Below are 26391 nucleotides of genomic sequence, written 5' to 3' on the forward strand. Positions count from 1 at the left end.
CTCTCCGGCCGGCCCTGGACTATCTCGGGAGGATGACCGATGAGGAGGAAACAATGACTTTGCAACAGACCTCCACGCCCGCTTTGCGACGTCCGGCGAAACGCCGCGACAACCAGCGGCTCTGGCAGGAAATGGCGATGATCGCGCCTGCCTTTCTGCTTATGGCGATATTCCTGATCACGCCGTTCCTCTTGTCCTTCTGGACGGCGATGACCAACCAGCCGCTCGTGCCGCGCCCGACGCCGGTGCGCTTCGTCGGCCTCCTGAATTTCGAGCGCGTCTTCACCGATCCGCTGTTCTGGACCTCGCTGTGGAACGTCACGCGCTTCACCGTCTGGGTGCTGCCGCTGCAGTGCGGCCTCGCCTTCCTGACCGCGCTACTCTTGCATCAGAAGCTGCCGATGCAAAACCTGCTGCGCGGCCTGTTCTTCCTGCCGGCGATCACCTCCATGGTGGTGGTCTGCGTCATCTGGGGCACGCTTTTCCAGTACCCGAGCGGCCCGCTCAACCAGATCGTCGGTTTCCTTTCCGGCGGCACGATTCAGCCGATCGACTGGCTCGGCGACCCCAACTGGGCGATGTTCTCCATCGTGTTGCTTTCAGCCTGGCAGGCCTATGGCTTTCAGATGATCATCTATCTCGCCGGCCTGCAGGGCATTCCCGAAGAACTATACGATGCCGCCCGCATCGACGGGGCAAGCGCGCTGCGCCGCTTCTGGCACGTCACCATGCCCGGCCTTCGCCCGACCCATGTCTTCGTGCTGGTCATCACCACGATCCAGGCCTTCAAGCTCTATACGCAGGTGGCGATCCTCACCCAGGGCGGCCCGAACGAAAGCACCGAAACCGTTGTCCACTATATGGTGCGCGCCGGCTTCGAGGAGCAGAAACTCGGCTACGCATCGGCCGTGTCCGTCATCCTCTTCGTCATCGTTCTTCTGATCGCGCTCCTGCAACGCAAACTCCTGAGGCGCTTCGATGTCTGATCTCGCTTTGACCCAGCCCGTCCCGCTGGCAATCGCAAGGGGCAACGGCAAGAGAAGCCTGCGCATCGTGCAGAGCCTCTGCATCCTGGTCATCGCGCTGGTGATGATCTCGCCGCTGTTTATGCTGCTGATCGCCAGCCTGAAGGACGACCGCTTCCGCATTCTCGCCGACATGGGCAGCTTCCGCGCCTTCTGGGTCAGCGACCCGACGCTGTCGAACTACAAGGAGATCGCCCATTTCTCCGGCGAGCTGGCCTATGGCCGATATCTCTTCAATTCGCTGGTGATCCTCGTCGCCACAGTCGTCTCGGGACTGGTCGTCAATTCCATGGCGGGCTTCGTTCTCGCCTGGGGCTCGCTGCGCGGCAAGGCGGCGCTCTTGGCGCTGATCGTCGCGCTCTATGTCATCCCGCAGGAAAGCATCATCATGCCGCTCGTCGTCATGATGTCGCGGGCGGGGCTGACGGATACCTTCGCGGTGCAGATCCTGCCCTGGGTGGCAAGCCCGCTCTATGTCTTCCTCTTCTACCAGTTCTTCGCGCAGCTGCCGAAGGAACTCTATGAAGCGGCGGAAATGGATGGCGCATCGGTCTTCCGCATCTACCGGTCGATCTACATGCCGCTCAGCCTGCCGGCGCTCGCCACGGTCTCGATCCTCATGGGCATTGAAAGCTGGAACCAGTATCTCTGGCCGACGCTGGTCACCCAGACCGACTATGCTCGGCCGATTGCCGTCGCCATCGCCACCTTCTTCGGACAGGACAGCATCTACTGGGACCGCGCCATGGCCGCCTCGGTGCTGATGATGATCCCCGTCCTCATTCTCTATCTGGCTTTCCAGCGCTGGTTCGTCAGTTCATTCGTCGGCTCCGCCGTGAAAGGTTGATTATGTCTCTGCAGGCAAAGTCCGAAACGTCAGCATCTGAACCCATCGAAGCGGAGCTCCCCGAAGGCACTGTGCTGCATCTCTGGCTGAAGGCGCGCCATGCCGGCGGCGAGGCGAAGCTCTTCGTCGCTGTTGATGGCAACGACATCGGCGAGCCCTCGACCCGCCGCACGGGGGAATTTGAGTTCTTCGCTGTGACGCTGGCGAAAGGCGGTCGTGCGACGCTGTCCTATGATGCGACAACCACAGCGCTCTCCGTCGCTTATGCCTTCCGGCCGGAAACCGTGATGAAGGAGGGCATCCGCGTCCTGCACAGCGATGCCCGCACCGCCGCCCCCGACGTGCCCGACAGCTACCACTTCCGCCCGCCCTTCGGCTGGATGAACGATCCGAACGGTTTTGGACGGTTCGGCGGAAACGCTCACCTCTTCTACCAGCACTATCCTCATGAGCCGCGCTGGAACACTATGCACTGGGGCCATGCCGTCTCGAAGGATTTCGTCCACTGGACACATCTGCCCATGTTCCTCTTCCCGGCGGCGCATCTGTCGGAAAAGGACGATGGCCGCGGCGGCGCCTTCTCCGGCTCGGCGATCCCCGGCACCGGCCCGGAAAGCGAGGAAATCCGCGTCTTCTACACCGAGCATGTGCGTGACCGGCAACCGGAAGAGCAAATCCAGCTCTCCGCCGTCAGCCGCGACGGCATCGTCGCCGGCCCGTCGGATACCGTGATGCCGCGGCGCCCGGAAGGCTTGAACCTCACCACCGATTTCCGCGACCCCTATGTCTTCAAAGGCCCGGACGGCCGCTGGAAGATGCTGCTCGGCAGCCGCGACAGGCAGGGCGGCGTCGTACTGCTCTATGAAACCGCAGACGCGCAAGGCGCCGATGGCTGGACCTTCCTCGGCATCATCCATCGCGAGGACGGTTTCGGCATGACGGCGGCGGAATGCCCCTGCATGGTGCCGCTTTCCGGCACAAACGCAGAATCCCGCTGGGCGCTGATCTTCGGTCTGCTCACCAGCCGCGACCCGGCCACCGGCCGCCGCAACCTCACCTCCGTCACCGTCGGCGGTTTTGATGGCCGCACCTTCACCGCGGAGTTCGTGCAGGAGTTGGATTTCGGTTCGGATGCCTATGCCTTCCAGGCCTTCGTCGACAGCGACGAGCCGGTCGGCATCGCCTGGCTCGCCAACTGGACGGATTTTTCCAAGAAGGACGATTTCCCGACGACCATGACCCTGCCGCGCCGGGTGCTTCTCGACGGCGACACCGTGCTGACCCCGCCGGTCGCCGCCGTCGAAAGCCTGCGCCATCAGTTGCTTGATGACACCGCGCTTGCCGCTGGCAAGACCGTGCCGCTCGGCACCGGCGCCGTCGAGATCGTCCTTGATCTCACCGCGCCGGGCGCCGCCTTCGATCTCACCTTCGATCATCCTGATGTCGATCTAGGCGTGAAACTCGATGCCGATGGTCTGGCGATTGTCTTCGACGCTCGCACCGGTGTGACGCCGCCACGTTACGTCGCCACCGGCGCGAAACCGTCCAGCCTGCGCATCTTCCTCGATGCCGGCTCCATCGAGGTCTTCGCGGACAACGGCCGCTGGACGGGGTCCAAACGCATTCCGGGCTTTGCCGCCGCACGTTCGGCAACGCTCACCGGCGCCGTCGCCGAGGCCGGCGTCTGGCAATTGAAACTGTGAGGGCGGACAGACAATGGCATAACAGGTCGTTGGTCCATATCCCTTCAAGGCGTTCATATTTGGCGCCCCAGAAGCGGCACGGCGGCGATCACTGGTGTCGGATAGGACCCGCGCGCCGGGGGCTGTCGATCCCGGTTTCCGGCATGGCCGTCGCTATGCTAACCTCCTGCGGCAACCCTTTTAACCGGTCTTGCGGGAGGCGAACGGCTTTCGCGGCTCCCGCTACAGCTAGTATGCCCTTCCTATTTTGCACGCTTCTGCCCAACGACCCAAGAGTTGTCACCGCGTGAATCCAAATTCCGATTCCGCCTAAAGTCATTCCGCTCTAGCCTGCGGCTCGCGTTATGTCGGTGAGGTAGACCGGCAGCCTTCGCCCGGTTCGTTGGTGTGCAGCTACGCTTTGGGGGGGACGTTGGCGAAAAGGACGGCGAGCCCCTCCATTGCCGTCGGATGGGGGAGGATGGAGTTCAAGAAGATGCTGTAGGGCACTCCTGCCAGCATCGCCGTCTGGACGGCAGCCAGCATTTCAGAAGCCTCGGCGCCGAAGACAGTGAGGCCGAGGATGCGGTCGTCTTCGCCGATCAGAGCCTTGGCAAATCCACGTGTTTCGGAGATGGTTATCATCCGAAGTACCGCAGCCATAGGCGTATGGGCTATCCGGTATTTAATCCCTCGGGCCTTAGCTTCCAATTCGTTGAGCCCGACCCGGGCTAATTCGGGGTCAGTGAAAAGGACGGCCGGGACGAGCCTTCCCTTCGTGCTACGATTGCCCCCAGCGAGATTGTCGCGCACGATTGAGAAGTCGTCGCTCGCGACGTGGGTGAACTGGGGACTGCCCGCAACTTCCCCCATGGCCCAGACATTGGGTATATTGGTTTCAAGGCGGTCGTTTACCTTGATGAATCGTTGAGCATCGACGGCGATTCCGCCCACGTCGGGCGCGAGGCTGACGGTGTTAGGAATTCGCCCGGCTGCCACAAGCAGGTCAGTCGCGGCCAAAGTTTCGGTCATCCCATGACGCGTGATGTGAACCGAGAGTGATTTCCCGGACGTTCCCTCGACGCGGGTGATTCTGGCGTCGTTGAGAATCTCGACGCCTTCGTCTTTCATCAGCTCCTCCATCGCTTCAGAAACATCAGGGTCTTCGTTCTTGAGAAGGCGGTGGTCGCGATTGATGAGTGTCACCCTGCTGCCGAAACGGCGGAACGTCTCGGCCAGTTCCAAACCGACATAGCCGCCGCCGAGGATGACTAGATGCTCGGGCAGCTTGGCGATATCGAGGGCTTCGACGTGAGTGAGTGGATCGCTTTCCCGAAGCCCAGGAATATCGGGGATATTTGCCTTGGTGCCGGTTGCGATGAAGATGCGCTCGCCCTGGAGAATGCGCGAGCCGCCAGCTTTGAGACTGATTTGGATCGTCATCGGGCCAACGAATGCAGCCTCGCCGTAGGCGACCTCGGCCCCACTGTCTTTAAAGACTTCGGCGAGATGCTTGCCGATGTCTTCGACCATGTCGGACTTGCGTTTAACGACCTTCGTGATGTGAACGGAGATCTCTCCTACCGAGATGCCGAAATTCGCGGCTTTCCGGACGAAGGCCGCTGCCTTGGCACTGCGGATGATGTTTTTGGTGGGCAAGCAGGCGATATTGGGGCAGGCTCCTCCGAGATGGCTGCGCTCGATGCAAATAGTCGACTCGCCTTGTTGGGCGCGGTGCCAAGCCATTGCTTTGCCGGCGTAGCCCGACCCGATAATGATGTTGCGATAAGATTCCATGATACGAAGATTCCTCTCTGTTGAGATCCCGCCAAACGCCTCGGCAACCGCGAAGGCTTGATTCAATGAGACGTGGGTTTGACGTCCTATGAGGGTTTGCGCGACGCGGCAGCTTCCGATTGGGCCGGACATATCGACGTAGATGCCCGTTTCGTGGTTACCTAATACTCTCCGCTTCGAGGGAGTCCCGTGCCATTTCCTGCGTCACGCGCTACTGCATGTTTGAATGTATCCAGAACATTTGTTCCTTCCCTTTCGAACTTCAGCCGAAGCATCATGATCACTTCCCGATCATTTGGAATTGAATCGATTTTCGTCATATTGTCAGTCTGCAACGATAATCCGTGTTCGGTAGAATTGCGGCCCGTCAACTAAAGCAGGCAAGACAAGTTACGGCCGGAGACGCCAATCTCGGTGCCCTATGGCTCACGGCTTTCGAGTATGAATCCGCGGTATTTCGCACCCCGGAAGCGGTGTGCGGCTGCCGCTTGATATTCGGCACTTCCATACCAGGTGCGAGCTGCCTCCATGTCGGGAAATTCCAGGATGACTGCCCCCTGAATCGGCTCCCCTTCCAGCGTCTCAAGCGCTCCGTAGGTCGCAAGGAACTTCAGATCACGTCCCTCGAAGCTGCTTCCAACCTTCTGAGAGTAGGCATCGAGTTCTGACTGGTCCGTGACTTCTTCTTTTATGAAGACGACGTAGGCTGACATTGCGGTTCCTTCCTGAGGGCTTGGACAAAGCATTTATGACATCGCCTCAAGTTCCGACCATCGGCGCGGCCCTTTGATGACGGATGGGCGGTCCGGCTTTGGGACCGCCCTCTTTCGATCAGGCGAAGTCCTCGAGCACGACCTTGCCGATGGTCGATCCGCTTTCGATTTGAGCGTGCGCCTTCTTCAGGTTCTCCGCATTGATCGCGCCGAGCCTCTGGGTTGCCGTCGAGCGGACGCGCCCGTCGTCGACGGCGATGGCGACCTGATTGAGGATCTTCCCCTGCTCTTCCATATCAGGCGTCCCGAAGATGGAGCGCGTGAACATCAGTTCGTGGTGGACCGAGACCGCCTTGCGCTTGAATTTCATGATTTCGAACCCCGAGGGATCGTCGATAAAGCAGAAGCGACCCTGCGGCGCGATCAGTTCGGCGATGTCGTCGACATGCTTCGCGGTCTGAGTCGTCGAGAACACGAAGGCGGGAGCGCCGATCCCAAGTGCGGCGATCTCACCGGCAAGCGGTTTTGAATGATCGACGACATGATGCGCACCGAGCGACTTCACGAATTCCTGGGTCTCAGGACGCGAGGCTGTCGCGATGACCGTCAGGTCGGTGAACTGACGGGCGATCTGGACGGCAATGGAGCCGACCCCCCCCTGCTCCACCGATGATCAAAATGGCGGGAGCGGCACCGGGTACGGTCTTCTTTACGTCGAGACGGTCGAAAAAAGCTTCCCATGCCGTTAGCGTTGTCAGGGGAAGTGCAGCGGCATCGGCCCATCCGAGCTTCGAAGGCTTCTTGCCAACGATACGTTCATCGACAAGATGGAATTCGGCATTCGCGCCTGGCCGAGTAATGGAACCTGCATACCAGACTTCATCGCCGGGCTTGAAGCTCGTGACCTCCGACCCGACTGCGCTGACGACGCCCGCGGCATCCCAGCCGATCACTTTCCATTCGACGCCATCAGCGGGCGGCGTGCTGCCGCGGACCTTGTAGTCGACCGGGTTAACCGAGACCGCTTTTACTTCGACAAGAATGTCGCGTCCTTCAGGTGTCGGCTTCGGCAGCTCGATGTCGATCAGCGATTCTGGAGCTGAGATCGGCGATGGGGTCTTGTATCCGACGGCTTTCATGGATGTCTCCATTTCTTGTTTTCAGATGTCACTTGGCGAAATTGGTGAGTGCTTCCTCGCCCGCTTCCTGGTCTTGCGCCCAGCTTCCGCCGGAGATGCCAATCCCGCCGATGATCGCGCCGTCTTCCATGATCGGAAAACCGCCAGCCGCCGCCATGACGCGGGGAACGTGCCTGAGGTTTGAAGCGCCGCGGTCTTCCAGGAGATCGACCCACTGGGCGGTCGATAGGCCGAAAGAAGCCGCAGTATACGCCTTATCGATGGCGATATTGACGGCGAGATACGAACTGCGGTCGCTCCTTTCGAACGCTTTGAGGTTGCCTGAGGCATCAACGACTGCAACGACAGGCTCGAAGCCGACGCGCTCGGATGCGGCTATCGTCAGGGCGATGAGGCGCGCCGCGGCCTCTTTGGTTATGGAATGTGAAGTGAAACTGTTTACAGACATGGATTGGTCCTCTTGCGCTGTTACGATCCAGGGTCTGGCTGATGGAAGGCCGAAAGTTCGGCCTACCTCTCCCCAAGACCGCGGTTGGTGTAGTTGAGAGCGACCCAGGCGTATCCGACGGGGGCACGGCGGACATGGCCGATTTTCCACGCCTAGGTGTAATTCCTAACGTGGGTTGCCAGGCGCATACCTAGCGGCTGATTTCGAAGAGGAAGCACGCACGGCGTTCCGCCTCGTCCGTCCAGGTATCGATCAGGCCGGACGTCGCATTATCCTTCGCCTCGTCCGCAACTTCCTTGGCGCGGCGAAGCGTTTCAACCATATGGAGATTGTCTGCGCGGAGCTCGCCAAGCATGTCCTGCGGCGTCACGAACTCAGCCTCATTATCCTTGATGGTCTGGTGGCGCGCGATATCGCCGATCGATCGAATAGTTGTGTTGCCCGTCTTTCGGGCGCGCTCGGCGATCGCATCGGTGGCGGCGAGGATCTCTGTGGCCTGCTCGTCGAAGAGCAGGTGATAGTCCCTAAAGTAGGGTCCAGAGACGTGCCAATGGAAATTTTTGTCTTAATATAGATCGCATAGCTGTTCGACAGGATGATCTTGAGAGCCTCAGCGACGGTCATCGCCGCACTTTGGTCGAGATCAGAAGGTGTCGGAACGCCGGCAGCCCTGGTTTTCGTCATCGGCGAGACTTTCTCAATCATGACTTACACGGTAGCCAGCACCGATCTCCCCACGGATGGCGATGGATAGAAGATGAATTCATCGCCAGCCGAAGTCCAATGATCAGCGGCTATAGTTTCGATACCTTTGAGCGACATGCGTAGTGGTAGGGTGGGCATCGCAGGCGAAGCGTTCTCCCGCGACATCCTTCTGCCAGTCATAAGTCCGCTCGGAAATCCAGCACGAATGCCACGACCTTTTCGGCAGACATCTCGCACGGCTTGAGCGATGTTTTACCTGATGTAACGCGATACAGGTTGAAGCTGATAATGTCGGTCCCGGCCAACTCCCTGGCGAACATACTGTTGCGACGTCCGTCCTCGGATCGCCGAACGATCAAGCCGAAACGCCGGCCGTCGTAAGCGCCTTCGCTGTATCCCTCCGGAAGCTTTTCGAAAGCTGCGTCGAACTCGGCATCCTCCATCTTATTCCATCCGTATTGATCCAACTGCGAAGCGCGCCGTCATGCTGGTAGAACATGCCGCTAGCCACCGTAGCGCTCGGTTTTGATAATGGAGGGGTCCACGCCGGCCAGCAGCGCGCCTTCGGTCGCTATGTTGACGAAACCGTTGGACCCGCAAACAAATACGTGCGTAGGCTTTCTATGAAGCCGCGCTAGAGTTTCCTGGATCATCATGCCGTCGATCCGTCGCGCAAAGTCTGATGCGCGAATCGGTTGCTCGCGCGTGATCGCCAGTGCCAGGACGAACGCCGGATCGCTGATTTCGATGGAATGAAGCTCTTCTGAAAACAGAACGTCCTCAGCGGTTCGCGCGGACAGGAGCAGCGCTGTCGGCACTGCCTGGGCCACTGCGCGGCGCTGCCGGATCATTGCCATCAACGGCACGAGGCCAGAGCCTGCCCCGATCAACAGCACTGGGTCTATGGCAGGTTCAGGCCATAGGAAATGGCCGCCGAGCGGACCACGCAGCTCGATTTCGTCGCCGATCGTCGCGACGTCGTGAAAGAACTGCGAAACCTCGCCATCCGGCAGGCGCTCGATAGCGAGCTCGATGGTCGGTGACGAGATTGCCGAGGAAGCGATCGAGTAACTGCGCATCGCACTGTAGCCATCAGGCGCGGTCAGCCGGACATCAACGTGCTGACCTGCGATGTGCGCAAACGGTTTGCTCAACCGAAGGAAGAAGCTTTTAATACTCGGGGTTTGTTGGACGATTTCGTCGATCACGCATGACTGCCACGCGATTTGCGCGCCGCTTTCAGTCATGGGTGTATCGTTGCTCGCGCCACGGATCGCCGTAAATGTGATAGCCGCGCAGCTCCCAAAAGCCGGCCTCGTCACGCGTTGTGAATTGCAGCCCATTCACCCACTTGGCGGACTTCCAGAAGTAAAGGTGCGGAACCAGAAGACGCGCCGGCCCTCCATGATCGCGCGGAAGCGGCTTGCCCGCATAGTTGAGGGCGACCATCGCCTTACCGGAGAGCAGGTCCGCCAGCGGGACGTTTGTCGAATAATTATCGTAGCAGTGCGCCAAGACGAAATCGGTGGGCCGATCGAGTCCTGCATCTGCAAGGATGTCTTCGATGAGTACTCCCTCCCAAACGGTATCCAACTTGGACCAGGAGGTGACGCAGTGAATGTCTCTGGTGACCTTGGTCTTCGGAAGCCTGTTAAACTCCGCCCAATTCCACACTTTGACGGGCTTAGGACCGATTTTGACTGTGAATTTCCAATCCGAGGGCTCCACGTTTGGCGTTGGCCCGGCTGTCAGAACAGGGAAATTCTCCACGAGATGCTGACCTTTCGGAATTCGATCGGACTGGTCGCCGCCTGAACCGCGGCCGGTGAAACCTTTTGTGAGCATAGCGAACCCCCTTGCTCGTCGCGACAGAGTGGAGCCGGCTTCATTTCAGAATTCTGTACAAGACCTTTGCACGCACAACCGCCGAACGGGCTAATTGACTGAAAATCAAAATGCCGGATGCTCTATCAGTATGGAAATGTGTTGGACCACTTTAGGTCGTGATTATTGTGTGGTGACTATAGCGCCAGGCTAGCATGATTTCCCAATACCTTGTGGCTATAGTTTTGATAGCTTCACATCAGCATCCATGCCGGCGAATTTCAAGCGGACGCTGTCGCTTGCCGTAAGATCGGGGGGCGATATCGCCCCTACCAACGCTACTGCCGAGAGGTCGACATGCCTGTGCAAACTGAGATCATTACTGCGATCGGACTGACGGCGGCGAGGTATGGAAACTATGTCGCGCCGCTATTGGAAATGCTACGCGCATACCTTCATAGTCTAACACGCGAGACCTTTAAATCCTGAGTAGTTCGGAAGGAATGCCGATCTGATCGGTCAAGACTTCAAAATACAGGGCGCAAACAAGGTCGGAAGTTCGCCTGCTGTCGCGACGCTCGGCCATCCAGCAAGCGTCTGCATCGGGGTTGAAGGATGAGATGAGGGTGACCGAACAACGAGCGCCTGAGCTGCGGGTGAAGAAATGGATTGGCGAAGATGGAGGAAGCATCGCGCCGCTCAAACTGTCGGATCTCGGGATCGGCCCAAGGATCTTGTTCGCCTTCCAACACTGGTGCCACGGCTGCCATTTGCATGGGTTTCCGACTTTGCGGAAATTGCATGGTGCATTGAGCTCCAAGGGCGTGGGGTTTGCAGTGATCCAGACCGTCTTTGAGGGAGCGCATGAGAACACCTTCGGGAAATTGCGCGTGAACCAGCTCAAATATGAGCTTCCTGTCGCTTTCGGACATGACGAGCCACCGGCCGGCGCGACGCTTCCCATCTTCATGGAAGACTACCGCACACGGGGAACGCCCTGGTTCACGGTTATCGACGCTGGCGGCCGCATCGTTTTCTCGGACTTCCATCTCGACGCGGACCAACTCGTGAAGGAACTGGAGCTAGCGTAACCAGTGCGCCGTTGGGCCATCCTGATTATTACCCATCTCGTGATGCTCGCTATAGGCTTTGCAGGCGGCATCTATACACTGCCAATCCTAACAGCGCCGCGGGGGCCGGGCACAGCAGCGCTTCAGATGATCGCGACTGAAGCGCTCTACTCAGGGCGCCTCCTGCGCAGTCTCAAAGGCAGCGACCTGCTTCATTGGGGCGAAGGCGAAGTTCGAGTCTCACGCAATCGGATCGCACATATAGGGCGTCTCGCCCCGGGTGTTCCTCAATGAGATTGATGCAGTCGTGATCGCGCCCGGTGACACGGCCGAAGGGTGACACCGGGAGGCAAGTTTGAGATCTCGCTGATCTACACCTGCGCGGCTTGGATAGGGGCCCTGACGCGCGGTGATTCCTACCGTGATTCCAAGCAGAGAAGCCTGCTTTATAGCCGCAAGGTATCGATCCGTTCCCCGCCTTGATGGGCCGGATCCTTTTTTTGGGCGGGCCAGATCAGTCGAAACCTCTCAAACCCCTTCAAAACAGAGCTTTATTCATCCGCACGCGATGAAGAGGAGCAGGGTATGACTTGCTGTCTATGCTTCGCGCACATATAGATGTGGCAATGGATGGACCTCGAGATCGCAATATTTTCGGAGCGTTCGCACTCATGGTTAGCGACGACATCGTTCGCGCTAGTTCATCGCGGGCGCCGGAAGCTGGACCCGCCGCCTCAGCGCTGGCGTTGCTCGCGCACAAGCCCGGGCTCTCGATCCGTATGCTTGCGGTCGGTGTGGGCCTTTCACATGCAGGGACCGTTCGCCTGGTAGATCGATTGGCGACCGAGGGATTGATCGAGCGTAGGGAGCATTCGACAGACGGGCGCACGCGATCCCTCTATCTTACTCCAGCCGGGAAGGTCGCGAGCGACGAGGTGCTGGTCTCGCGCGATCATGTGATTGCCGAAGGGCTATCGATTCTTACTCCGGACGAACTGAAAATCTTATGCGACATCGCGGAACGCGTTCTGCGCAATCGGTTGGAAAGCCTGGAGCATTCATACCGCATCTGCCGCCTGTGCTGCTACGCGGGCTGCACGAACTGCCCCATCGATGCCGAATTACATGAGCGAGATGTAAACGGAGAGAGGAACGACGACGCGTAGGAGGCTTGCAATTGCGGCCGCTCGAAGCTGAGCGATAAGATAAGGCGCAAGTAAGCCCACAACCTTCGTCAGGCCAATGAGCGGCCGCGCCTTACCGCCGCAATCGCGTCCGCTTTAATTGCTCCAACCAGTAGTCCGCTGCCCGACAACAGACCCCAAAGGCCAGCAATCATCGACTCAGGCATCATTGCAGTAGTCCCGCCTGTAGCGACGCGTGGCACTTGCTAACCCATCCCTCACGAATCGAGAGGGTGGCTACGACTAGCTCATCGACCTGATCGTTCCAAACGCCAGGTCGGGCGGGCGAAGTGGCAGCTATATCCCCCAGGATAGCGCACCAGGTATTTTTGGTGCTCTGGCTCCGCCTCCCAAAACGGTTCTTCCGGATTGATTTCCGACACGACCTGGTCAGGCCAGCGACCTGATGCTTCGATCTCGTCGATGGTCGCCAGGGCGACTTCCTTTTGCAGCTCGTTGGTATAAAAAATTGCCGATCTATAGCTCGGACCAACATCGCTGCCCTGTTGCTCGTACGTCGTGGGGTCGTGGATCTGGAGGAACAGCTCCAGGAGAGAGCGATAGCTGAGAACGGATGGATCAAAGGTCACTTCCACCGCTTCCGCATGGCCGTAATGTCTCGCATAGGTGGGATCGAGCGTCTCTCCGCCTATGAAACCGACACGTGTTGATACGACTCCTTTCGCTCGGCGCAGCAAATCCTCCATGCCCCAAAAGCAGCCGCCTGCGAGAATCGCTCGCTCTGTTGCAGTCGTGCTATTTTCAGTAGCTGATTGGCTCATAGTCCGTTCGCCTTTCTCAGTTTGCTCCAAGGTCAACCCAGCCCCATGGAATTCTCAATCTGACTGAGGCCTGAGAGCTCGCGCTGCACGGTCGGGCTCGCCCGTTCCAGCGGAAAGTCCTGCGGTCCGCGTAGAGACGCATCGTCAACACAGTGCAGGCTGCGAGGCCGGCAGATACCAGTTCGTAAGGGGATAGGCCGGTTCCAAGACCCCCGATCGATGCTGGCTGATCGGCGAAGAGAGTGTGCTCGCCACTGCGGACATTGAGCCGGAACGTCCCCGCAAGAGTTTCAGTGGCGACGACGCCCTTGGCAACCTCGACCTGCGGAAGATCCGTAGTGAACGGTGGGAGAAAGCAGCTCGCCCATGCAGCCACTATATCCGCGATCGCCTTTGCGGCAGCACGAAGGTCTCGACGTCCGATGCGATGCTCAAAGGTACGCCCGTCCCACCGCCGATCCCGGCTCCGGCGAAATCGAACCTCACCACCCCGATGCCCGCACACGACGGCGCGCGCGAGATGTGAACGGCGGCGCGATTGTCTTTCCCGCAGGCGAAGCAGTGGGCGAAAATCGCCCAGCCCCGCGGCGTCCCCTCTGGCGGTTCGAGGTGCCCTGAAAGCTGAGCGCCAGTTCCACTAGCAAACGTAAATGTTGTTCTGCCATGTCCGTCGAACCTTCAGCAAACGGTTTGGTGGTTGCGCTCCAGAACCTTCGTCGGAACTGAGCGGCGCGCACAGATTCTAGTAATCGTTATCTCAAGGTATCATTTATATGCACGGCGCATATAGACAAGCCCCTAAACCATGCTTATATGCGTGGCGCATACTTCTGTGCCAGCCTTCATGAGGTGACCCCTCGAAGAAGCATCAGTCAGGCGCACGGGTCGAAGAGCTAATGGAACTCAATCAGATCAGCTATTTCATCAACTTGTCCGAGACGCTGAACTTCACAGCGGCGGCTCGCTTGAGTGGTGTGTCACAGCCAAGTCTGACCCGGGCCATCCGCCGCTTGGAGGAGGAACTTGGCGGGCCACTGATCTATCGCGATGGGAAGAACAGCCGCCTTACCGGCCTTGGCCAGGACGTCGAGGCAGAATTTCGGCGCATGGTGGTCGCGATGAAGAGCGTCCGCAATCACTCTGAGAACTGGGCGATGGGGAGGCACCGCGTGCTGGATATCGCCGTCGCGCCCTCCGTCGGACCAAAGCAGTTTACGGCGTTTTTTGAGAGCGCGTTAGCGGAGATGCCATCCATCGAAATCAAGCTGCACTCGCTCCAGTCGAACGAGGACACATCGGAAGTGCTGTCAGGAAAATACCACGCGTGTATCCTGCCGCGTGAAACAAGACTGGAACGCAAGCTGGATGTGCGTCCTCTCTTTCGGGAGCGCTTCGTACTTGGCTGTTCTGCAAACCATCCTTTAGCAGCCAGTGACGTCGTCCGCTGCGAAGACCTGCTCAAATTTCCTTTTGTTGATCGCCTGAAATGCGAGTTTCGCGATCAGATCATTGATCACTTCGTTCGACGGGACTTGCTCATGCAACCCCGCTTTCGATCAGATCGCGAGGACTGGGTGCAACGGGTCGTCGCCGACGGCTACGCCATATGCATTCTCCCAGAACGATCCGCCACGGCGCACGGCCTCACCACTCGGCCGATCGAAGGATTTGTCTTGGAGCGCGAAGTCGTGATCGCGACGGTATCCGGTTCCACGGCGACGGTCGAGATACGGAAGATCGCGCAGTTGGCAGCCCGATATGAGTGGAACTGAATCACGAAGGGAACAGCTTCGGCGCTATAGAAACTATACGCCCAGCGTATTGGATAAATCTAAGGCGTACTGCGATAGTCGATGCAATGACTGAGAAAATAAACCGCTGTGCGTCTGACCCTCTAGATAACTATTGGAGACTATGATGAAGTTTGAAAAGTCACAGACAGCAGTTGACCGCCTGACCCCCGAGCAACGCCGGATTACCCAAGAGTCAGGCACCGAAAGGCCCTTCACCGGGAAGTACAATGACAACAAGGAACCGGGTATCTATGTGGACGTAGTATCCGGAGAGCCGCTGTTCGCTTCGACGGACAAGTTCGATTCGGGTACTGGCTGGCCCAGCTTTACCAAGCCGATCGTTCCGGCAAACGTCAACGAGGTCCGGGACAGCGCGCACGGCATGGTCCGGACGGAAGTCAGGTCGGTACACGCCGACAGTCATCTCGGCCACGTGTTCCCGGATGGTCCTTCCGACCGCGGCGGTCTGCGCTACTGCATCAACTCAGCCTCCCTTCGTTTCATCCCGCGCGATGAGATGGAAAGCGAGGGATACGGCGAATATCTCAATCAGGTAGAGGAGGCTTAACATGCATCAGCGCGCTGTTCTCGCAGGGGGATGCTTTTGGGGCATGCAGGACCTAGTCCGCAAGCAGCCCGGCATCGTCTCGACTCGTGTGGGTTACACCGGAGGCGATGTTCCGAACGCCACTTATCGCAATCACGGCACGCATGCCGAGGGGATCGAGATCGTCTTCGACCCGACCGTGACGAGCTATCGGAACATCCTGGAATACTTCTTCCAGATCCACGATCCGACGACGCTGAATCGCCAGGGCAATGATCGTGGGTTGTCCTACCGGTCGGGCATCTATTACGTCGACAAGGAGCAGAAGCGCGTCGCAGAGGAGACGATTGCCGATGTGGATGCCTCCGGTCTGTGGAAGGGCAAAGTGGTCACCGAGGTCGAGCCGATCAGCGATTTCTGGGAGGCCGAACCGGAGCACCAGGATTATCTTGAGAAGCGGCCGGGCGGCTATACCTGTCACTTCCCCCGTGTCGGCTGGGTCCTTCCGAAGCGCCAAGACGCTGCTGATGTGCAGCCCGCAGCCAGGACTGCAGCGGAATAGGCTTCACTACCATTCCGCCGCGCCGGTCCGGTTCGCAATTATTGATGGCCGCGTCGTTTAACGATGCGGTCACCGAACCCTGCCTTGATGAGGTTGGTAATTCCAGTTCGCCGCCCTCGCAGCACCAGGATCGCAGCATTATGCATGACCTCTCGTCCTTTCCGATCACTCAGCGCTGGCCGGCATCTCATCCGGATCGCCTGCAACTTTACGCGGCTCCCACGCCCAATGGCGTCAAGATCTCGATCATGCTGGAGGAGACTGGCTTGGCTTACGAGCCCCACCTGATCGACATCTCAAAAAACGAGTCGAAGGACCCGGCGTTCGTGTCGTTAAACCCGAACGGCCGCATACCGGCGATCATCGATCCGTCAGGGCCAAACGGCAACCCCATTGCCGTCTGGGAATCCGGTGCGATCCTCCTCTACCTGGCCGAAAAGACGGGCCAGCTAATTTCGAGTGCACCCGCCCAACGTTACGAAACTCTGACCTGGGTATTGTTCCAGATGTCGGCCATCGGGCCGATCTTCGGTCAGCTTGGCTTTTTTCTGCGGTCGGGCGGTAGGGACTATGAAGACAAGCGGCCTCGACAGCGCTTTGCCGACGAATCCAAGCGTCTTCTGGGAGTCCTGAATCGCCAGCTAGAAGGCCGCGACTGGATCGTCGACGATTATTCGATCGCGGACATCGCGACACTCGGCTGGGTAAATGCGCTGGTTGAATCGTACGCTGCGGGCGACATACTTGGCCTCAGCACCTATTCGAACATCCAAGCATGGCTCGGACGCGGACTAGCTCGACCTGCGGTACAGCGTGGCCTGCACATCCCTGCGAGACCGGCATGAGCGTCATCGCCGCCTACTATTACAACGAAGGCAAGCGAATCCGGGAAATCGCGATCGACGAGCACGTCGATCTGGATAAGGGTCGCTCGGGCTTCTGCTGGATCGAGCTTCTCGAGCCCACCGCCGCCGAACTCGACGCGCTGCAAGCGACGTATCACCTCCATCCGTTGGCAATCGATAACGCGATGCACCCGCTCTGCCCGCCCAAGCTCGAAGTCTACAACGGCGAGCTATACATCGTCGCGCAGACCGCCGAACTGGTCGGCGACCGGATCAGCTATGGCAAGACCGCGATATTCACTGGTCACAATCATCTCATCAGCGTCCGGCATGGCAACGCCGGAGCGCTAGGCAACCTTCGGGAGCAACTTGAGGCTTCGCCGGCGCTCTTTGGAAAGGGTGTCGACTACGTGCTGCACGCGATCTTGCACCGCATCGTCGACCAATATCTGCCCATCTTTGAAATGATCGAGGATGATGTACTGGCGATGGAGAGACGGTCGCTTGACGACTTCCTCGGACGAGAGGAGGTCGCCCGCATCTTCGAACTAAGGTCTGAACTCACGCGCTTCCAGCGCACACTCGGGGCCATGGCCGAACTGGTGCGAAAGCTCGTTCGCGGCCACTTTCCCTGCATCAGCGTTGAAGTGAGGCCATACTTCAGCGACGTCGCGGACCATGTCCACCGCGTGCAGTCCATGGTCGACGGCCTCCTTCAGGTTCTGTCCACGGTCTTTGAGGCAAGCAGCCTTCTGGAAGCGCAAAGGACGGGAGTGATCACCCGCCAGCTCGCCGCGTGGGCTGCAATACTGGCAGTTCCGACGGCGATCGCGGGAATATACGGCATGAACTTCAAGCACATGCCGGAACTGGACACTAGCTATGGATACTTCGTCGTCCTCGGGCTGATAGCGGTGCTCTGCCTTCTCCTGTTCGTGCGCTTCAAGAAGGCCAAATGGCTATGAATACCGCGCTTCGCTTTCTTCGCCGTCATCTGACGGATCACAGCGCGCCTCATGCGGGAGCGTGTCCAATCCAACTCGAGATGAAGGTGCATGTATGACATCCCAAGTGACCGACGTTCTAGAAGCAGTCCAGTCGTTCATCGCCAAGGGCTATGACCGCGAATACCGCATCAAGGATGGCAATCTCGTCGATCTCGAACTAGGATCGACCTTCGATCCGTGCGCCATTCACGTCAATGCAGCGTTGCGCCTCGAGAGCGGGAGTGATGCCGAAGATGCTTCCAACATCTATGCAATCACCGATCCAGCAACCGGGCACAAGGGCCTGTTGATCGACGCATTCGACGTGTTCGACGGAATATGCCACCGCGACCTTTCCGAAAGGCTTGTAGCGCATCGGGAAACAGCGCCGACCGGTGACCAGGATGTGCCGAGCAAGCATGGATTGCGCAAAGTCTACAAGAACGAGTTTGAGCATGATCCAGAGCGCTACGTTCTGCGGGAGGGCTTTCCAGACTTCCCACCATGCCCGTTCGGCGGAGCCTTCAGCATCCTCGGCTTCGATACCGCCGAGCAGTCATATGTCTGGCTCGTCACAAGCATCATCCGAGATTCTCGGCTGATTAGAATCCCCTACCAGGGAGAAGACGTCATCAGCGATGAATAGCGGTGTCGACGAGCGTATGCGGTCATCAGCCGACGCGGTCACGGACCAGCCTTGAGAGCATTTTGGACTACCGAACACAACGAGGTTATGATGGATTGGAATAAAGACCACATTCGAGAAACTATGCTTTCGCTGGAGACCGCAGCCTTACATAGCGCTCGCGACAATTATCTGGATTACGTCTCCACCGCTCGGGTCGACCGGAGCGAACCGATCGAGAACGACGAACTGGCTCAGGCCGAGGTCGCGAGCGACTTTGCCGAGGCGCTTGATGACACTCTGGAAGACTACGGCGATAAACTCGAAAAGCTCAGGACGATCGATTTCGGCCCCAAGTCAGCCGTCAACGAAGGCGCTGTCGTCAAGCTGTCCGGCCGCTACTTCGTGATCGCAGTGTCAACGAGCAAGTTCACATGCCAGGGGCGTGAGCTCATGGGCATCTCCACGATGGCGCCGATCTTCGAGGCGATCGAAGGCGCCCGAACAGGGGAGACCGTGCAGTTCAACGGCCGGGACATCACTGTGGAAGACGTTGCATAAGGCGCCTCTGCCTCAGCCGCCGCAGATGCAGCGGTTAGCACCGCGAAACAACAGCCAATCGCATCTCTCGCCTAACGGTGTATGATCGGCGCATATACTCGCTCGTGACGTGCTACCAGACCAACTACTATTGAGGAGTTTTAGATGAGCATTTTTGACCGTTACGAATTTCTTGTGCCCGAGCAGGACCGGAAGGAACTCGCCCTACTTAGGTGGGCTCTTGTGATCGTATTTCTGTGGTTCGGCGGGATGAAGTTCACAGCATACGAGGCTGATGGTATCGCCCCGTTTATCGGACACAGCCCTATCATGAGCTGGCTGGGCATGTTCGGGACGCAGGGGCAGAGCTATTTCATCGGCGTTATCGAGCTATCAACCGCTATTGTTCTGATCCTTGGTGCATTTCGTCCACTATTCTCTACGCTCGGCGCACTAATGTCAGCCGCAACGTACCTGATTACGCTGACCTTTTTTATCACCACCCCTGGTGTCGCGGAGCCGACTGCCGGCGGCTTTCCCGCGATTTCGGCTGCACCAGGGCAGTTTCTACTGAAAGACGCAGTTCTGCTAGCGGCCTCCCTCGTGCTGCTACGTGCTTCGTTCCGCCACAGAGGGGCGCTTGTGCCCTCATGACGGCGGGTGATCATGTTGTTACCTTATGGTGCTACGCTCCAGCGTCGTTCGTGCCCCGGCTGAGATTTGCTACGGAAAGGCGCGATCCTGCTGCAGCCGCATAGTGACGTGCCATAGCGGAAAAGTGCTTGGTTCCGTAAATCCCTATTATCTCACGAAAAATGGATATGGGTTCCCGGTTCGAATTGGTTCAAGGCGCCGGAGTGTTCTTGGAGTTCACCGCTTCTCGGAAATGACGGGGGGTCGTCCCCGTTCGCTCCTTGAAAATCTCGTAGAAGCGACTGCTGGAACCAAACCCGCAGTCAAAACCGATCTGGAGCACAGGATCCTCCGTGTCGGTCAGAAGCTGCATCGCTCGGGCAATCCGATGTCGGGTCAGGTATTCGTTGACTGATATTCCCAAAATCTTTCGGAAAGCGCTGTTGGCGGTGCTTGGATGCATGCCAGCGAGTTTTGCGAGATCGGCTACGCTTACCGGATCTGCGTAGCGGGAATTGATGAGGTCGATCAGCAACTCGACGTGTCGCACTGCCTGGCCGGCCAACGATGTCGGAGAGACATGGGTTGGCGAATTGTCGCTTTCAGCATTGTCCAGGATCAGACGTCGTATTCGCAGTCGTGCTTCCTCCACGACCAATTTCCGTCTTGCCGCACTGCCGCACTGCCATTCCTTTTCCCATCGTGGGAGGGTCAACGCATCCATCGTTTCCTGATTTGCCTGCGCCAGAAATCTCCCCTGCATGATCGACTGCCTTGCTTTCCTGTCCACCGGCAGACCTAGGAAATCGATAAGGGGAAGGTAGACGCATACCAGCGGGGCGTTTTCGCTAACAGCGATCGTCTGATGCGGAATTGCCGCCCAGAATAAAACCAGGCGGCCGGCCTCCACCTGTTCCTGCCTTCCATTAAAAAGGTAGGTCATCTGGCCTGCCATGAGCAGGTTTATTTCAACGTGGTCGTGCCAATGCGGTGCGGCCATCGCATCAGCGATGTGACGCTCGATCAGGAACTCCCCTCGCGATCCAATCCATTCGCCACGGCTTTGGGGATGTTTCATGTGTCTGAGACTCGAATTCCGGAATTAATAGGCCGATGTCAGGAAGAAATTCTGATCCAGAAGGAGCAATAAGCAATCACAACCGATAGGGAGATTGCAATGCCGAAGATTTGCCTGGTAGGCGCTGGTAGCACCGTTTTTGCACAGAACATTCTGGGAGATGTCCTATCCTCGCAGAGAGGCGGCGATTACGTCATCAGCCTCTTCGATATCGATCCAGAGCGACTGAAGACGTCAGAGATCGTCGCTCGCCGGATCTGCGAGTCACTTAAGCTTTCAAACGTCAGGATCGACGCCACGCTCGACCGGCGAGAAGCGCTGCGCGGGTCTGATTTCGTCATCCTCATGATGCAGGTCGGTGGCTACAAACCGGCTACCGTCACGGACTTCGACATTCCAAAAAAATACGGCCTGCGTCAGACGATCGCCGACACCCTTGGCATCGGCGGCATTTTCCGCGGTTTGCGGACGATACCAGTCCTTGAGGCGATCTGCCGAGACATGCAGGAGGTCTGCCCGCGGGCTCTTCTGATGCAGTACGTCAACCCGATGGCCATCAACTGCTGGGCGATCAAGGATCTGGCCCCGGAAATCCGCACCGTCGGCCTGTGTCACAGTGTGCAGCACACAGCCGGGCATCTCGCGCAATGCCTCGGCGAGGACATTGCCGACGTGAACTATGTTTCGGCTGGGATCAATCACGTCGCCTTCTTCCTGAAATATGAGAAAGTTCACAGCGACGGACGGCGGGAAGACCTTTATCCGAGACTGAAGGCTCTCGCCGCCGATGGCCGCGTCCCGTCGGACGATCGGGTGCGGTTCGATGTGCTCAAACGGCTCGGCCACTTCGTCACCGAATCCAGCGAGCATTTTTCCGAATATACCTCCTGGTACATCAAGGAGGGACGAGGGGATCTGATCGATCAGCTCAATATTCCGCTGGACGAATACATCCGGCGCTGCGAAGTGCAGATCGAAGAGTGGCATGCCCTGCGCAAAGAACTGGAAGGCGACAAGCCGATCGAGGTGTGCCGCAGCAACGAATACGCGGCCGGCATCATTCATGCCGCGGTCACTGGCAACCCGGCGCTGATATACGGCAATGTTCCAAACAACGGCCTGATCGAGAATCTGCCCGATGAATGCATTGTGGAAGTGCCTTGCCATGTCGACAGAAACGGAATTCAGCCGGTCCGGGTCGGTCGGATCCCCTCTCAGCTTTCCGCCGTCATGAACTTGAGCGTTTCCGTTCAGCAGTTGACGGTCGAGGCGGCTCTGACAAAAAACCGCGAGCGCATCTACCAAGCCGCTCTGCTCGATCCGCATACGTCTGCGGAATTGTCTCCAGATCAAATCTGGAACCTTGTCGACGACCTGATCGATGCACACGGCGATTTGTTGCCGAGATATCAGTGAGATCCCGCGGATAAGCCAGCCACAAGCGCATGGCAGTTCATTCGTTTAGGCGCGCCGTGAATTCACGGCGCGTCTTTTTCATTCCAGCCTTCATTTCAATAAGTCAAAAAACGTCATAAAATTGATTGACACTGATCATTTGAAATGAAAATGTGATCGAAGTTGGGGATCGATCCTGAGGGAGTTTTCTTTGAGCCAGGCAGTTGGAATGAAGGTCGATCGACTGGATGCCATTCGCAGCCACCTCTACGCGAACGGCTTTTCGACCATTCAGGCGCTTGCCGATGCGATCGGAGCATCGCTTGCCACGGTTCGTAGAGACCTGCAGATCCTTGAGCAGGAGGGCGCCATTGATCGAGTGCATGGTGGAGCGCGCATTGCCGAAGGATCGTCGGTTGAGGTTGCATTTCAGGAGCGCGAAAAGCGCCATTTATCGGCCAAACGGGCGATTGCCACCGCGGCCTACGACCTGCTTCATCCGCGTACGGCAATCTTTCTCGACGCGGGAACCACCGTCCTGCAGCTTGCGCGCCTCGTTCGCATCAACCCCATGCCGCTTAGGATATTCACCAACGGCCTGACGGTAGCGCAGGAATTCCTGAATATTCCCAATTTGGAAGTGGTGCTTCTCGGCGGTCAGCTGCGCAGCGAGAATGCGTCGCTTGTCGGACCTCAGGCGGAGGCAATGCTGGAAACATTATGGTTCGACCAGCTCTTTCTTGGCGCCAGCGCCATCAGCTCCGACGGTGCGATCTACAGCGTGGACAGTGCGGAAGCGAGCCTCAACCGGCGCATGCTGGCTCGGTCGGCCAATCGTTTCGTCCTGGCCGATTCCTCGAAATTCGGAACCATGGCGACTTACAAGGTCGCGCCGCTGGACACCGCGAAAGTCATTACCGATTCCGGGCTTTCGCGCCATTGGCGCGAGGAACTCGTCAACTTCGGCGTCGACGCAACAATCGCGGATGTGAGGGCGAAAGAGTGAGCGACGCGCTGATCCTCGGCATCGACGGTGGCGGAAGCAAGGTGCTGGTTGCCCTCGCGGACAAGCGTGGGCGGATATTGCGGCGTTCCCGCGGCCATGGGGTCAATCCCATGGACAATCCGAATTGGCTCCAGGAGCTGGAGCAGCATCTCCTTCCCTTTCGCGATGAAGGAAATCTGGCGGCCGTCGTCGCAGCACTGCCCGCCTACGGGGAGGTCGAACGCCTTTCGGCTCTACAGCGGGATGCGATCGAGCGCCTATTCCCAAACGTCCACCGGCGCGTCCTCAACGACGTCGACGCGGCGCACCTCGGTGCTTTTGCGGGCGAGCCGGGTATCCTCATTCTTTCCGGCACGGGTTCAATGGCATGGGCGCGCAATTCCAAAGGCCAGTCGGCGCGGACCGGCGGCTGGGGAGATCTCCTCGGTGACGAGGGCAGCAGCCATTGGATCGGGCAGAGGGCGCTCAATCTCGTCAGCCAAAGCTTGGACGGGCGCGCTCCGGCAACAGCTCTCGCAAAGGCTCTGTTTGACCACCTTGGCATCGACTTGAGCAATCCCATGAATGGGCTCGGCGATTGGGCCAGCTCCCTGGCGAATGCACGGGCGGACATTGCAGCAATTTCGACCCTCGTCGATCAGATCGCACTTGGCGGCGACAAAGGAGCGGTCGGCTTGATCGAGCAGGCCGCCGATGAACTCGCGAAGCACCATAAGGCAATTGCCTGCCACTGTGATCCGGATGCCGACTGGACCTATGCCGGCGGTACTTTTTCGAGCCGGCTTCTTTTGGAGGCGCTTGAACGGCGAATCGGCAGGCCTACGGTTTTGCCGAAACTTCCCCCGATTGGCGGCGCGCTCCTGGCTGCCGCCCAACTTCTCGACTGGCCGTTGGACGACGGCTGGTTCGGGCAAATCGTGGCCACGGCCGAAGGCGGTGACCGCACATCCCAGTGAATTGAGCTCAAGAATAATGAAGGATGGGAACATGCATAAATTGATCTTGCCTCTACTTGCATCGGCGGCCTTGGCAATCGCCGCACCGGCTCTTGGCCAGGACGCCAAGCCGCTTGCCGGTCAGTCGATCACGGTGCTCATGCCATCGCCGCAGGGACCGAACATCGCCTCTGACTTCGAAGCCGAAACCGGTATTCACGTCGACCTGCAGACGCTGTCGTGGGACGACATCCGCCCGAAGCTGGTGACAGCCTTGGTTGCCGGGACAGCGCCAGCGGATGTGACCGAATTCGATTGGTCCTGGACCGGTCAGTTCAGCGCGGCCGGTTGGTATATGCCGCTCAACGACGTGATCGACGCCGATACGGTGAAAGATATCGGCGTTGCCAAGATCTTCACGGTCGACGGCAAGTTATTGGGAATTCCCTACACCAACGACTTCCGGGTTATGCTCGTCAACAAGAAGCATTTTGCGGATGCAGGCATCACCGAAATGCCGAAAACATTGGACGCCCTGGTCGCTGCAGCCAAGAAAATCAAGGAAAAGGGCATTGTCGAGTATCCGATCGGCCTACCGGTTTCAGCGACGGAAGGCGCGTCAACGAGCTGGTACTTGCTGACCAAAGCCTTCGGTGGCGAACTCTTCGACAAGGACTTCAATCCGCTCTTCACCTCGCCGGATTCAGCTGGTTACAAGGCGCTTGCTTTCGAGTTGATGCTCCTCAAGGAAGGGCTGGTCGATCCGGCGTCTACCGGCTTGAAGGACAGCCAGATCAATGAGAGCATGTTCGCGCAGGGCATCACCAGCATCATGATCTCCGGTGAGCCTGGTCGTCTTGGCCAGATGAACGATCCCAAGCAGTCGAAAGTCGCCGGCCAGGTAGAGGCGATCCTCGTGCCGACGGCAAGCGGTGAAACGCGCAGTTTCGGCCTTCCGGAAGCGCTGGCTATTCCAAATGTCTCTCCCAACAAGGAGGCGGCGATCGCCTTCGTCAAATGGTTTACCAGCAAGGACTTCCAGAAGAAGAATGCCGTGAACGGCTTCCTGCCGACACGCACGTCGGCGCTTTCCGAACTGAACGAGTCCGGAAAGCTGAACAGCGGCGACGCTCTCGTGGCGCAGTCGAAGACGGTTGAGCCGCTGTTCCCGCAGGGCACGCCGCCTTGGTATCCGCAATTTTCCAGCGGTGTAAACACGGCAATCAATAGCGCTGCCAAGGGACAGATGAGCGTCGACCAGGCGATGGAGGCTATTGCTTCCGCCGCCAAGCAGGCAATGGCGCAATGACAGCTTTGGCGTCCGAAGAGGCCACGAGCAAGCGTGGGGTCGGCTTCAACGCCGACGCCACACTCGGCTTGCTGTTGGTGTCGCCCATCGTTCTCACGATGGCAGCTTTGGTCTTCTACCCGATGGGAAGAACCGTCTGGGACAGCCTGCACAGGGTCAACCCCATGCAGGCCGGCACGCCATTCATCGGCCTGGAAAACTACAGCCGAATGCTGTCGGATGGCCAGCTCGCGACGACCTGGAGCAACACGCTCATGTACGTTGTTCTGGCCGTCACCGCCGAAACCGTGTTCGGCGTTCTTGCCGCCGCTCTCATCAATCAGATCAAGGTCGGGCGGCAATGGGTGCTCGCAGCAGTGATCTTGCCCTGGGCGCTGCCCGGCGTTGTGAACTCGGTCATATGGCTTTGGATTTATCAACCGGGCGCGGGTCTGTTGAACGGCATTCTTTCGGCGCTCGGGCTCCCTTTCGAAAATCACGTCTGGTTCAACGATCGCGCCAGCGCCATCGTCGCCGTAACGGTGGTCCACGTCTGGCGCATGATGCCTTTGACGATCGTTATCGTCCTTGCCGCGATGCAGAGCATCCCTGCGCATCTCTACGAGGCTGCGCGGATCGATGGAGCCACGCGCATTCAGATGTTCGGATGGGTAACCCTGCCGCTGGTTCGCAGTGCGATCGCTGTCGCCATGACCAACGCAACCGTGAACGCTTTCAATCTCTTCGACGAGGCCTGGGTTCTGGCGGGTGCCAGCCTCGAGACCCGACCGGTGCTCGTCCAGATCTACCTCGAAACCTTCCAGAACCTCCGCTTCTCGTATGGCATGGCGCTATCGGTCGTGATCACTCTCGTGTCTCTGCTGATTTCGCTCGTCTACGTCCTTCGTGTCTATCGCAACACACGGTTCGACTGATGAGATC

General features: G+C 58.5%; 27 protein-coding genes and 2 pseudogenes. 19 read left to right on the plus strand and 10 right to left on the minus strand.

Features of this window, described 5'->3' with window-relative positions:
• Window positions 1-53 precede the first annotated feature (53 nt).
• The 3 genes from HX898_RS19100 to HX898_RS19110 are packed head-to-tail and all read left to right on the plus strand — an operon-like array spanning window position 54 to window position 3575.
• A complete protein-coding gene (locus HX898_RS19100; RefSeq protein WP_180195408.1) occupies window positions 54-986 on the plus strand; it encodes a sugar ABC transporter permease in 933 nt (310 codons plus the stop codon).
• Entirely contained in the window at window positions 979-1872 is an 894-nt protein-coding gene (locus HX898_RS19105) for a carbohydrate ABC transporter permease (RefSeq protein ID WP_180195409.1), read from the plus strand. Before HX898_RS19100 ends, HX898_RS19105 begins: the two co-directional genes overlap by 8 nt.
• Before the next feature lie 2 nt (window positions 1873-1874).
• Entirely contained in the window at window positions 1875-3575 is a 1701-nt protein-coding gene (locus HX898_RS19110; protein ID WP_180195410.1) for a glycoside hydrolase family 32 protein, read from the plus strand.
• Between the two features lie 393 nt (window positions 3576-3968).
• On the opposite strand, the gene HX898_RS19115 is transcribed toward HX898_RS19110, so the two are convergent.
• The 8 genes and pseudogenes from HX898_RS19115 to HX898_RS19150 all read right to left on the minus strand — a co-directional run bounded on the left by HX898_RS19115 (window position 3969) and on the right by HX898_RS19150 (window position 10201).
• Complete coding sequence (locus HX898_RS19115) at window positions 3969-5351, minus strand: FAD-dependent oxidoreductase (RefSeq protein WP_180195411.1); 1383 nt, start codon at window positions 5349-5351, stop codon at window positions 3969-3971.
• A gap of 419 nt (window positions 5352-5770) precedes the next feature.
• Window positions 5771-6064 carry a DUF1330 domain-containing protein gene (locus HX898_RS19120; protein ID WP_180195412.1) on the minus strand — a complete coding sequence of 98 codons (294 nt, stop codon included), beginning with the start codon at window positions 6062-6064 and terminating at the stop codon, window positions 5771-5773.
• A 118-nt stretch (window positions 6065-6182) separates the two neighbouring features.
• Window positions 6183-7203: pseudogene (locus HX898_RS19125) on the minus strand (zinc-binding alcohol dehydrogenase family protein).
• Between the two features lie 28 nt (window positions 7204-7231).
• Window positions 7232-7651, minus strand: coding sequence for a heme-binding protein (locus HX898_RS19130; RefSeq protein WP_180195413.1), 420 nt, complete (start codon window positions 7649-7651; stop codon window positions 7232-7234).
• A 190-nt stretch (window positions 7652-7841) separates the two neighbouring features.
• Window positions 7842-8335: pseudogene (locus tag HX898_RS19135) on the minus strand (DNA starvation/stationary phase protection protein).
• A 197-nt stretch (window positions 8336-8532) separates the two neighbouring features.
• On the minus strand, window positions 8533-8799 hold the full coding sequence (locus HX898_RS19140; RefSeq protein ID WP_180195414.1) for a hypothetical protein: 267 nt from the start codon (window positions 8797-8799) through the stop codon (window positions 8533-8535).
• A 60-nt stretch (window positions 8800-8859) separates the two neighbouring features.
• Window positions 8860-9603, minus strand: coding sequence for a ferredoxin reductase (locus tag HX898_RS19145; RefSeq protein ID WP_180195415.1), 744 nt, complete (start codon window positions 9601-9603; stop codon window positions 8860-8862).
• On the minus strand, window positions 9596-10201 hold the full coding sequence (locus tag HX898_RS19150; protein WP_180195416.1) for a sulfite oxidase-like oxidoreductase: 606 nt from the start codon (window positions 10199-10201) through the stop codon (window positions 9596-9598). Before HX898_RS19150 ends, HX898_RS19145 begins: the two co-directional genes overlap by 8 nt.
• A gap of 599 nt (window positions 10202-10800) precedes the next feature.
• Between HX898_RS19150 and HX898_RS33255 the strand changes: the two genes are divergently transcribed.
• Together HX898_RS33255 and HX898_RS19160 are read left to right on the plus strand one after the other, a co-directional pair.
• Entirely contained in the window at window positions 10801-11271 is a 471-nt protein-coding gene (locus HX898_RS33255) for a TlpA family protein disulfide reductase (RefSeq protein WP_180195417.1), read from the plus strand.
• A gap of 650 nt (window positions 11272-11921) precedes the next feature.
• Window positions 11922-12416: a MarR family transcriptional regulator gene (locus HX898_RS19160; protein WP_210273170.1), complete on the plus strand. Its 495-nt coding sequence runs from the start codon at window positions 11922-11924 to the stop codon at window positions 12414-12416.
• 266 nt (window positions 12417-12682) lie between these two features.
• Here HX898_RS19160 and msrA (HX898_RS19165) read toward each other — a convergent pair whose 3' ends face one another.
• Window positions 12683-13216 (minus strand): peptide-methionine (S)-S-oxide reductase MsrA, encoded by a 534-nt coding sequence (msrA, locus tag HX898_RS19165; RefSeq protein WP_180195418.1) that lies wholly within the window; start codon window positions 13214-13216, stop codon window positions 12683-12685.
• 244 nt (window positions 13217-13460) lie between these two features.
• Here msrA (HX898_RS19165) and HX898_RS19170 point away from each other — a divergent pair, with 244 nt between their 5' ends.
• The 9 genes from HX898_RS19170 (at window position 13461) to HX898_RS19210 (ending at window position 19768) form a co-directional block, all read left to right on the plus strand.
• Window positions 13461-13742: a hypothetical protein gene (locus HX898_RS19170; protein WP_180195419.1), complete on the plus strand. Its 282-nt coding sequence runs from the start codon at window positions 13461-13463 to the stop codon at window positions 13740-13742.
• Window positions 13743-14112: 370 nt separating this feature from the next.
• Window positions 14113-14988, plus strand: a complete 876-nt coding sequence (locus tag HX898_RS19175) for a LysR family transcriptional regulator (RefSeq protein WP_180195420.1) — start codon at window positions 14113-14115, stop codon at window positions 14986-14988.
• A gap of 145 nt (window positions 14989-15133) precedes the next feature.
• Entirely contained in the window at window positions 15134-15577 is a 444-nt protein-coding gene (gene msrB / locus HX898_RS19180; RefSeq protein WP_180195591.1) for a peptide-methionine (R)-S-oxide reductase MsrB, read from the plus strand.
• A gap of 1 nt (window position 15578) precedes the next feature.
• Entirely contained in the window at window positions 15579-16118 is a 540-nt protein-coding gene (gene msrA, locus HX898_RS19185) for a peptide-methionine (S)-S-oxide reductase MsrA (RefSeq protein WP_180195421.1), read from the plus strand.
• A 140-nt stretch (window positions 16119-16258) separates the two neighbouring features.
• Entirely contained in the window at window positions 16259-16963 is a 705-nt protein-coding gene (locus HX898_RS19190) for a glutathione S-transferase N-terminal domain-containing protein (protein ID WP_180195592.1), read from the plus strand.
• Window positions 16960-17928 carry a magnesium and cobalt transport protein CorA gene (locus HX898_RS19195; RefSeq protein WP_180195422.1) on the plus strand — a complete coding sequence of 323 codons (969 nt, stop codon included), beginning with the start codon at window positions 16960-16962 and terminating at the stop codon, window positions 17926-17928. Before HX898_RS19190 ends, HX898_RS19195 begins: the two co-directional genes overlap by 4 nt.
• 61 nt (window positions 17929-17989) lie before the next feature.
• The gene (locus HX898_RS19200) at window positions 17990-18595 is read left to right on the plus strand and encodes a hypothetical protein (protein ID WP_348649472.1); all 606 of its coding nucleotides are present in this window, start codon (window positions 17990-17992) and stop codon (window positions 18593-18595) included.
• A gap of 90 nt (window positions 18596-18685) precedes the next feature.
• The gene (locus tag HX898_RS19205) at window positions 18686-19135 is read left to right on the plus strand and encodes a hypothetical protein (RefSeq protein ID WP_180195423.1); all 450 of its coding nucleotides are present in this window, start codon (window positions 18686-18688) and stop codon (window positions 19133-19135) included.
• A gap of 144 nt (window positions 19136-19279) precedes the next feature.
• Window positions 19280-19768: a DUF417 family protein gene (locus tag HX898_RS19210; RefSeq protein ID WP_180195424.1), complete on the plus strand. Its 489-nt coding sequence runs from the start codon at window positions 19280-19282 to the stop codon at window positions 19766-19768.
• A gap of 190 nt (window positions 19769-19958) precedes the next feature.
• Here HX898_RS19210 and HX898_RS19215 read toward each other — a convergent pair whose 3' ends face one another.
• Window positions 19959-20825, minus strand: coding sequence for a helix-turn-helix domain-containing protein (locus HX898_RS19215; RefSeq protein WP_180195425.1), 867 nt, complete (start codon window positions 20823-20825; stop codon window positions 19959-19961).
• 99 nt (window positions 20826-20924) lie between these two features.
• On the opposite strand from HX898_RS19215, the gene HX898_RS19220 reads away from it, so the two are divergent.
• The 5 genes from HX898_RS19220 to HX898_RS19240 all read left to right on the plus strand — a co-directional run bounded on the left by HX898_RS19220 (window position 20925) and on the right by HX898_RS19240 (window position 26384).
• Window positions 20925-22241 (plus strand): alpha-glucosidase/alpha-galactosidase, encoded by a 1317-nt coding sequence (locus tag HX898_RS19220; protein ID WP_180195426.1) that lies wholly within the window; start codon window positions 20925-20927, stop codon window positions 22239-22241.
• A 190-nt stretch (window positions 22242-22431) separates the two neighbouring features.
• Window positions 22432-23226, plus strand: a complete 795-nt coding sequence (locus tag HX898_RS19225; RefSeq protein WP_180195427.1) for a DeoR/GlpR family DNA-binding transcription regulator — start codon at window positions 22432-22434, stop codon at window positions 23224-23226.
• Complete coding sequence (locus HX898_RS19230) at window positions 23223-24182, plus strand: BadF/BadG/BcrA/BcrD ATPase family protein (protein WP_180195428.1); 960 nt, start codon at window positions 23223-23225, stop codon at window positions 24180-24182. Before HX898_RS19225 ends, HX898_RS19230 begins: the two co-directional genes overlap by 4 nt.
• A 31-nt stretch (window positions 24183-24213) precedes the next feature.
• Entirely contained in the window at window positions 24214-25470 is a 1257-nt protein-coding gene (locus HX898_RS19235) for a sugar ABC transporter substrate-binding protein (RefSeq protein ID WP_128459253.1), read from the plus strand.
• Complete coding sequence (locus tag HX898_RS19240; protein WP_180195429.1) at window positions 25467-26384, plus strand: sugar ABC transporter permease; 918 nt, start codon at window positions 25467-25469, stop codon at window positions 26382-26384. Before HX898_RS19235 ends, HX898_RS19240 begins: the two co-directional genes overlap by 4 nt.
• Window positions 26385-26391: the final 7 nt, after the last annotated feature.

Origin of the sequence: Rhizobium sp. WYCCWR 11128, assembly GCF_013416305.1 — a bacterium.
GTDB classification, from domain to species: domain Bacteria; phylum Pseudomonadota; class Alphaproteobacteria; order Rhizobiales; family Rhizobiaceae; genus Rhizobium; species Rhizobium indicum.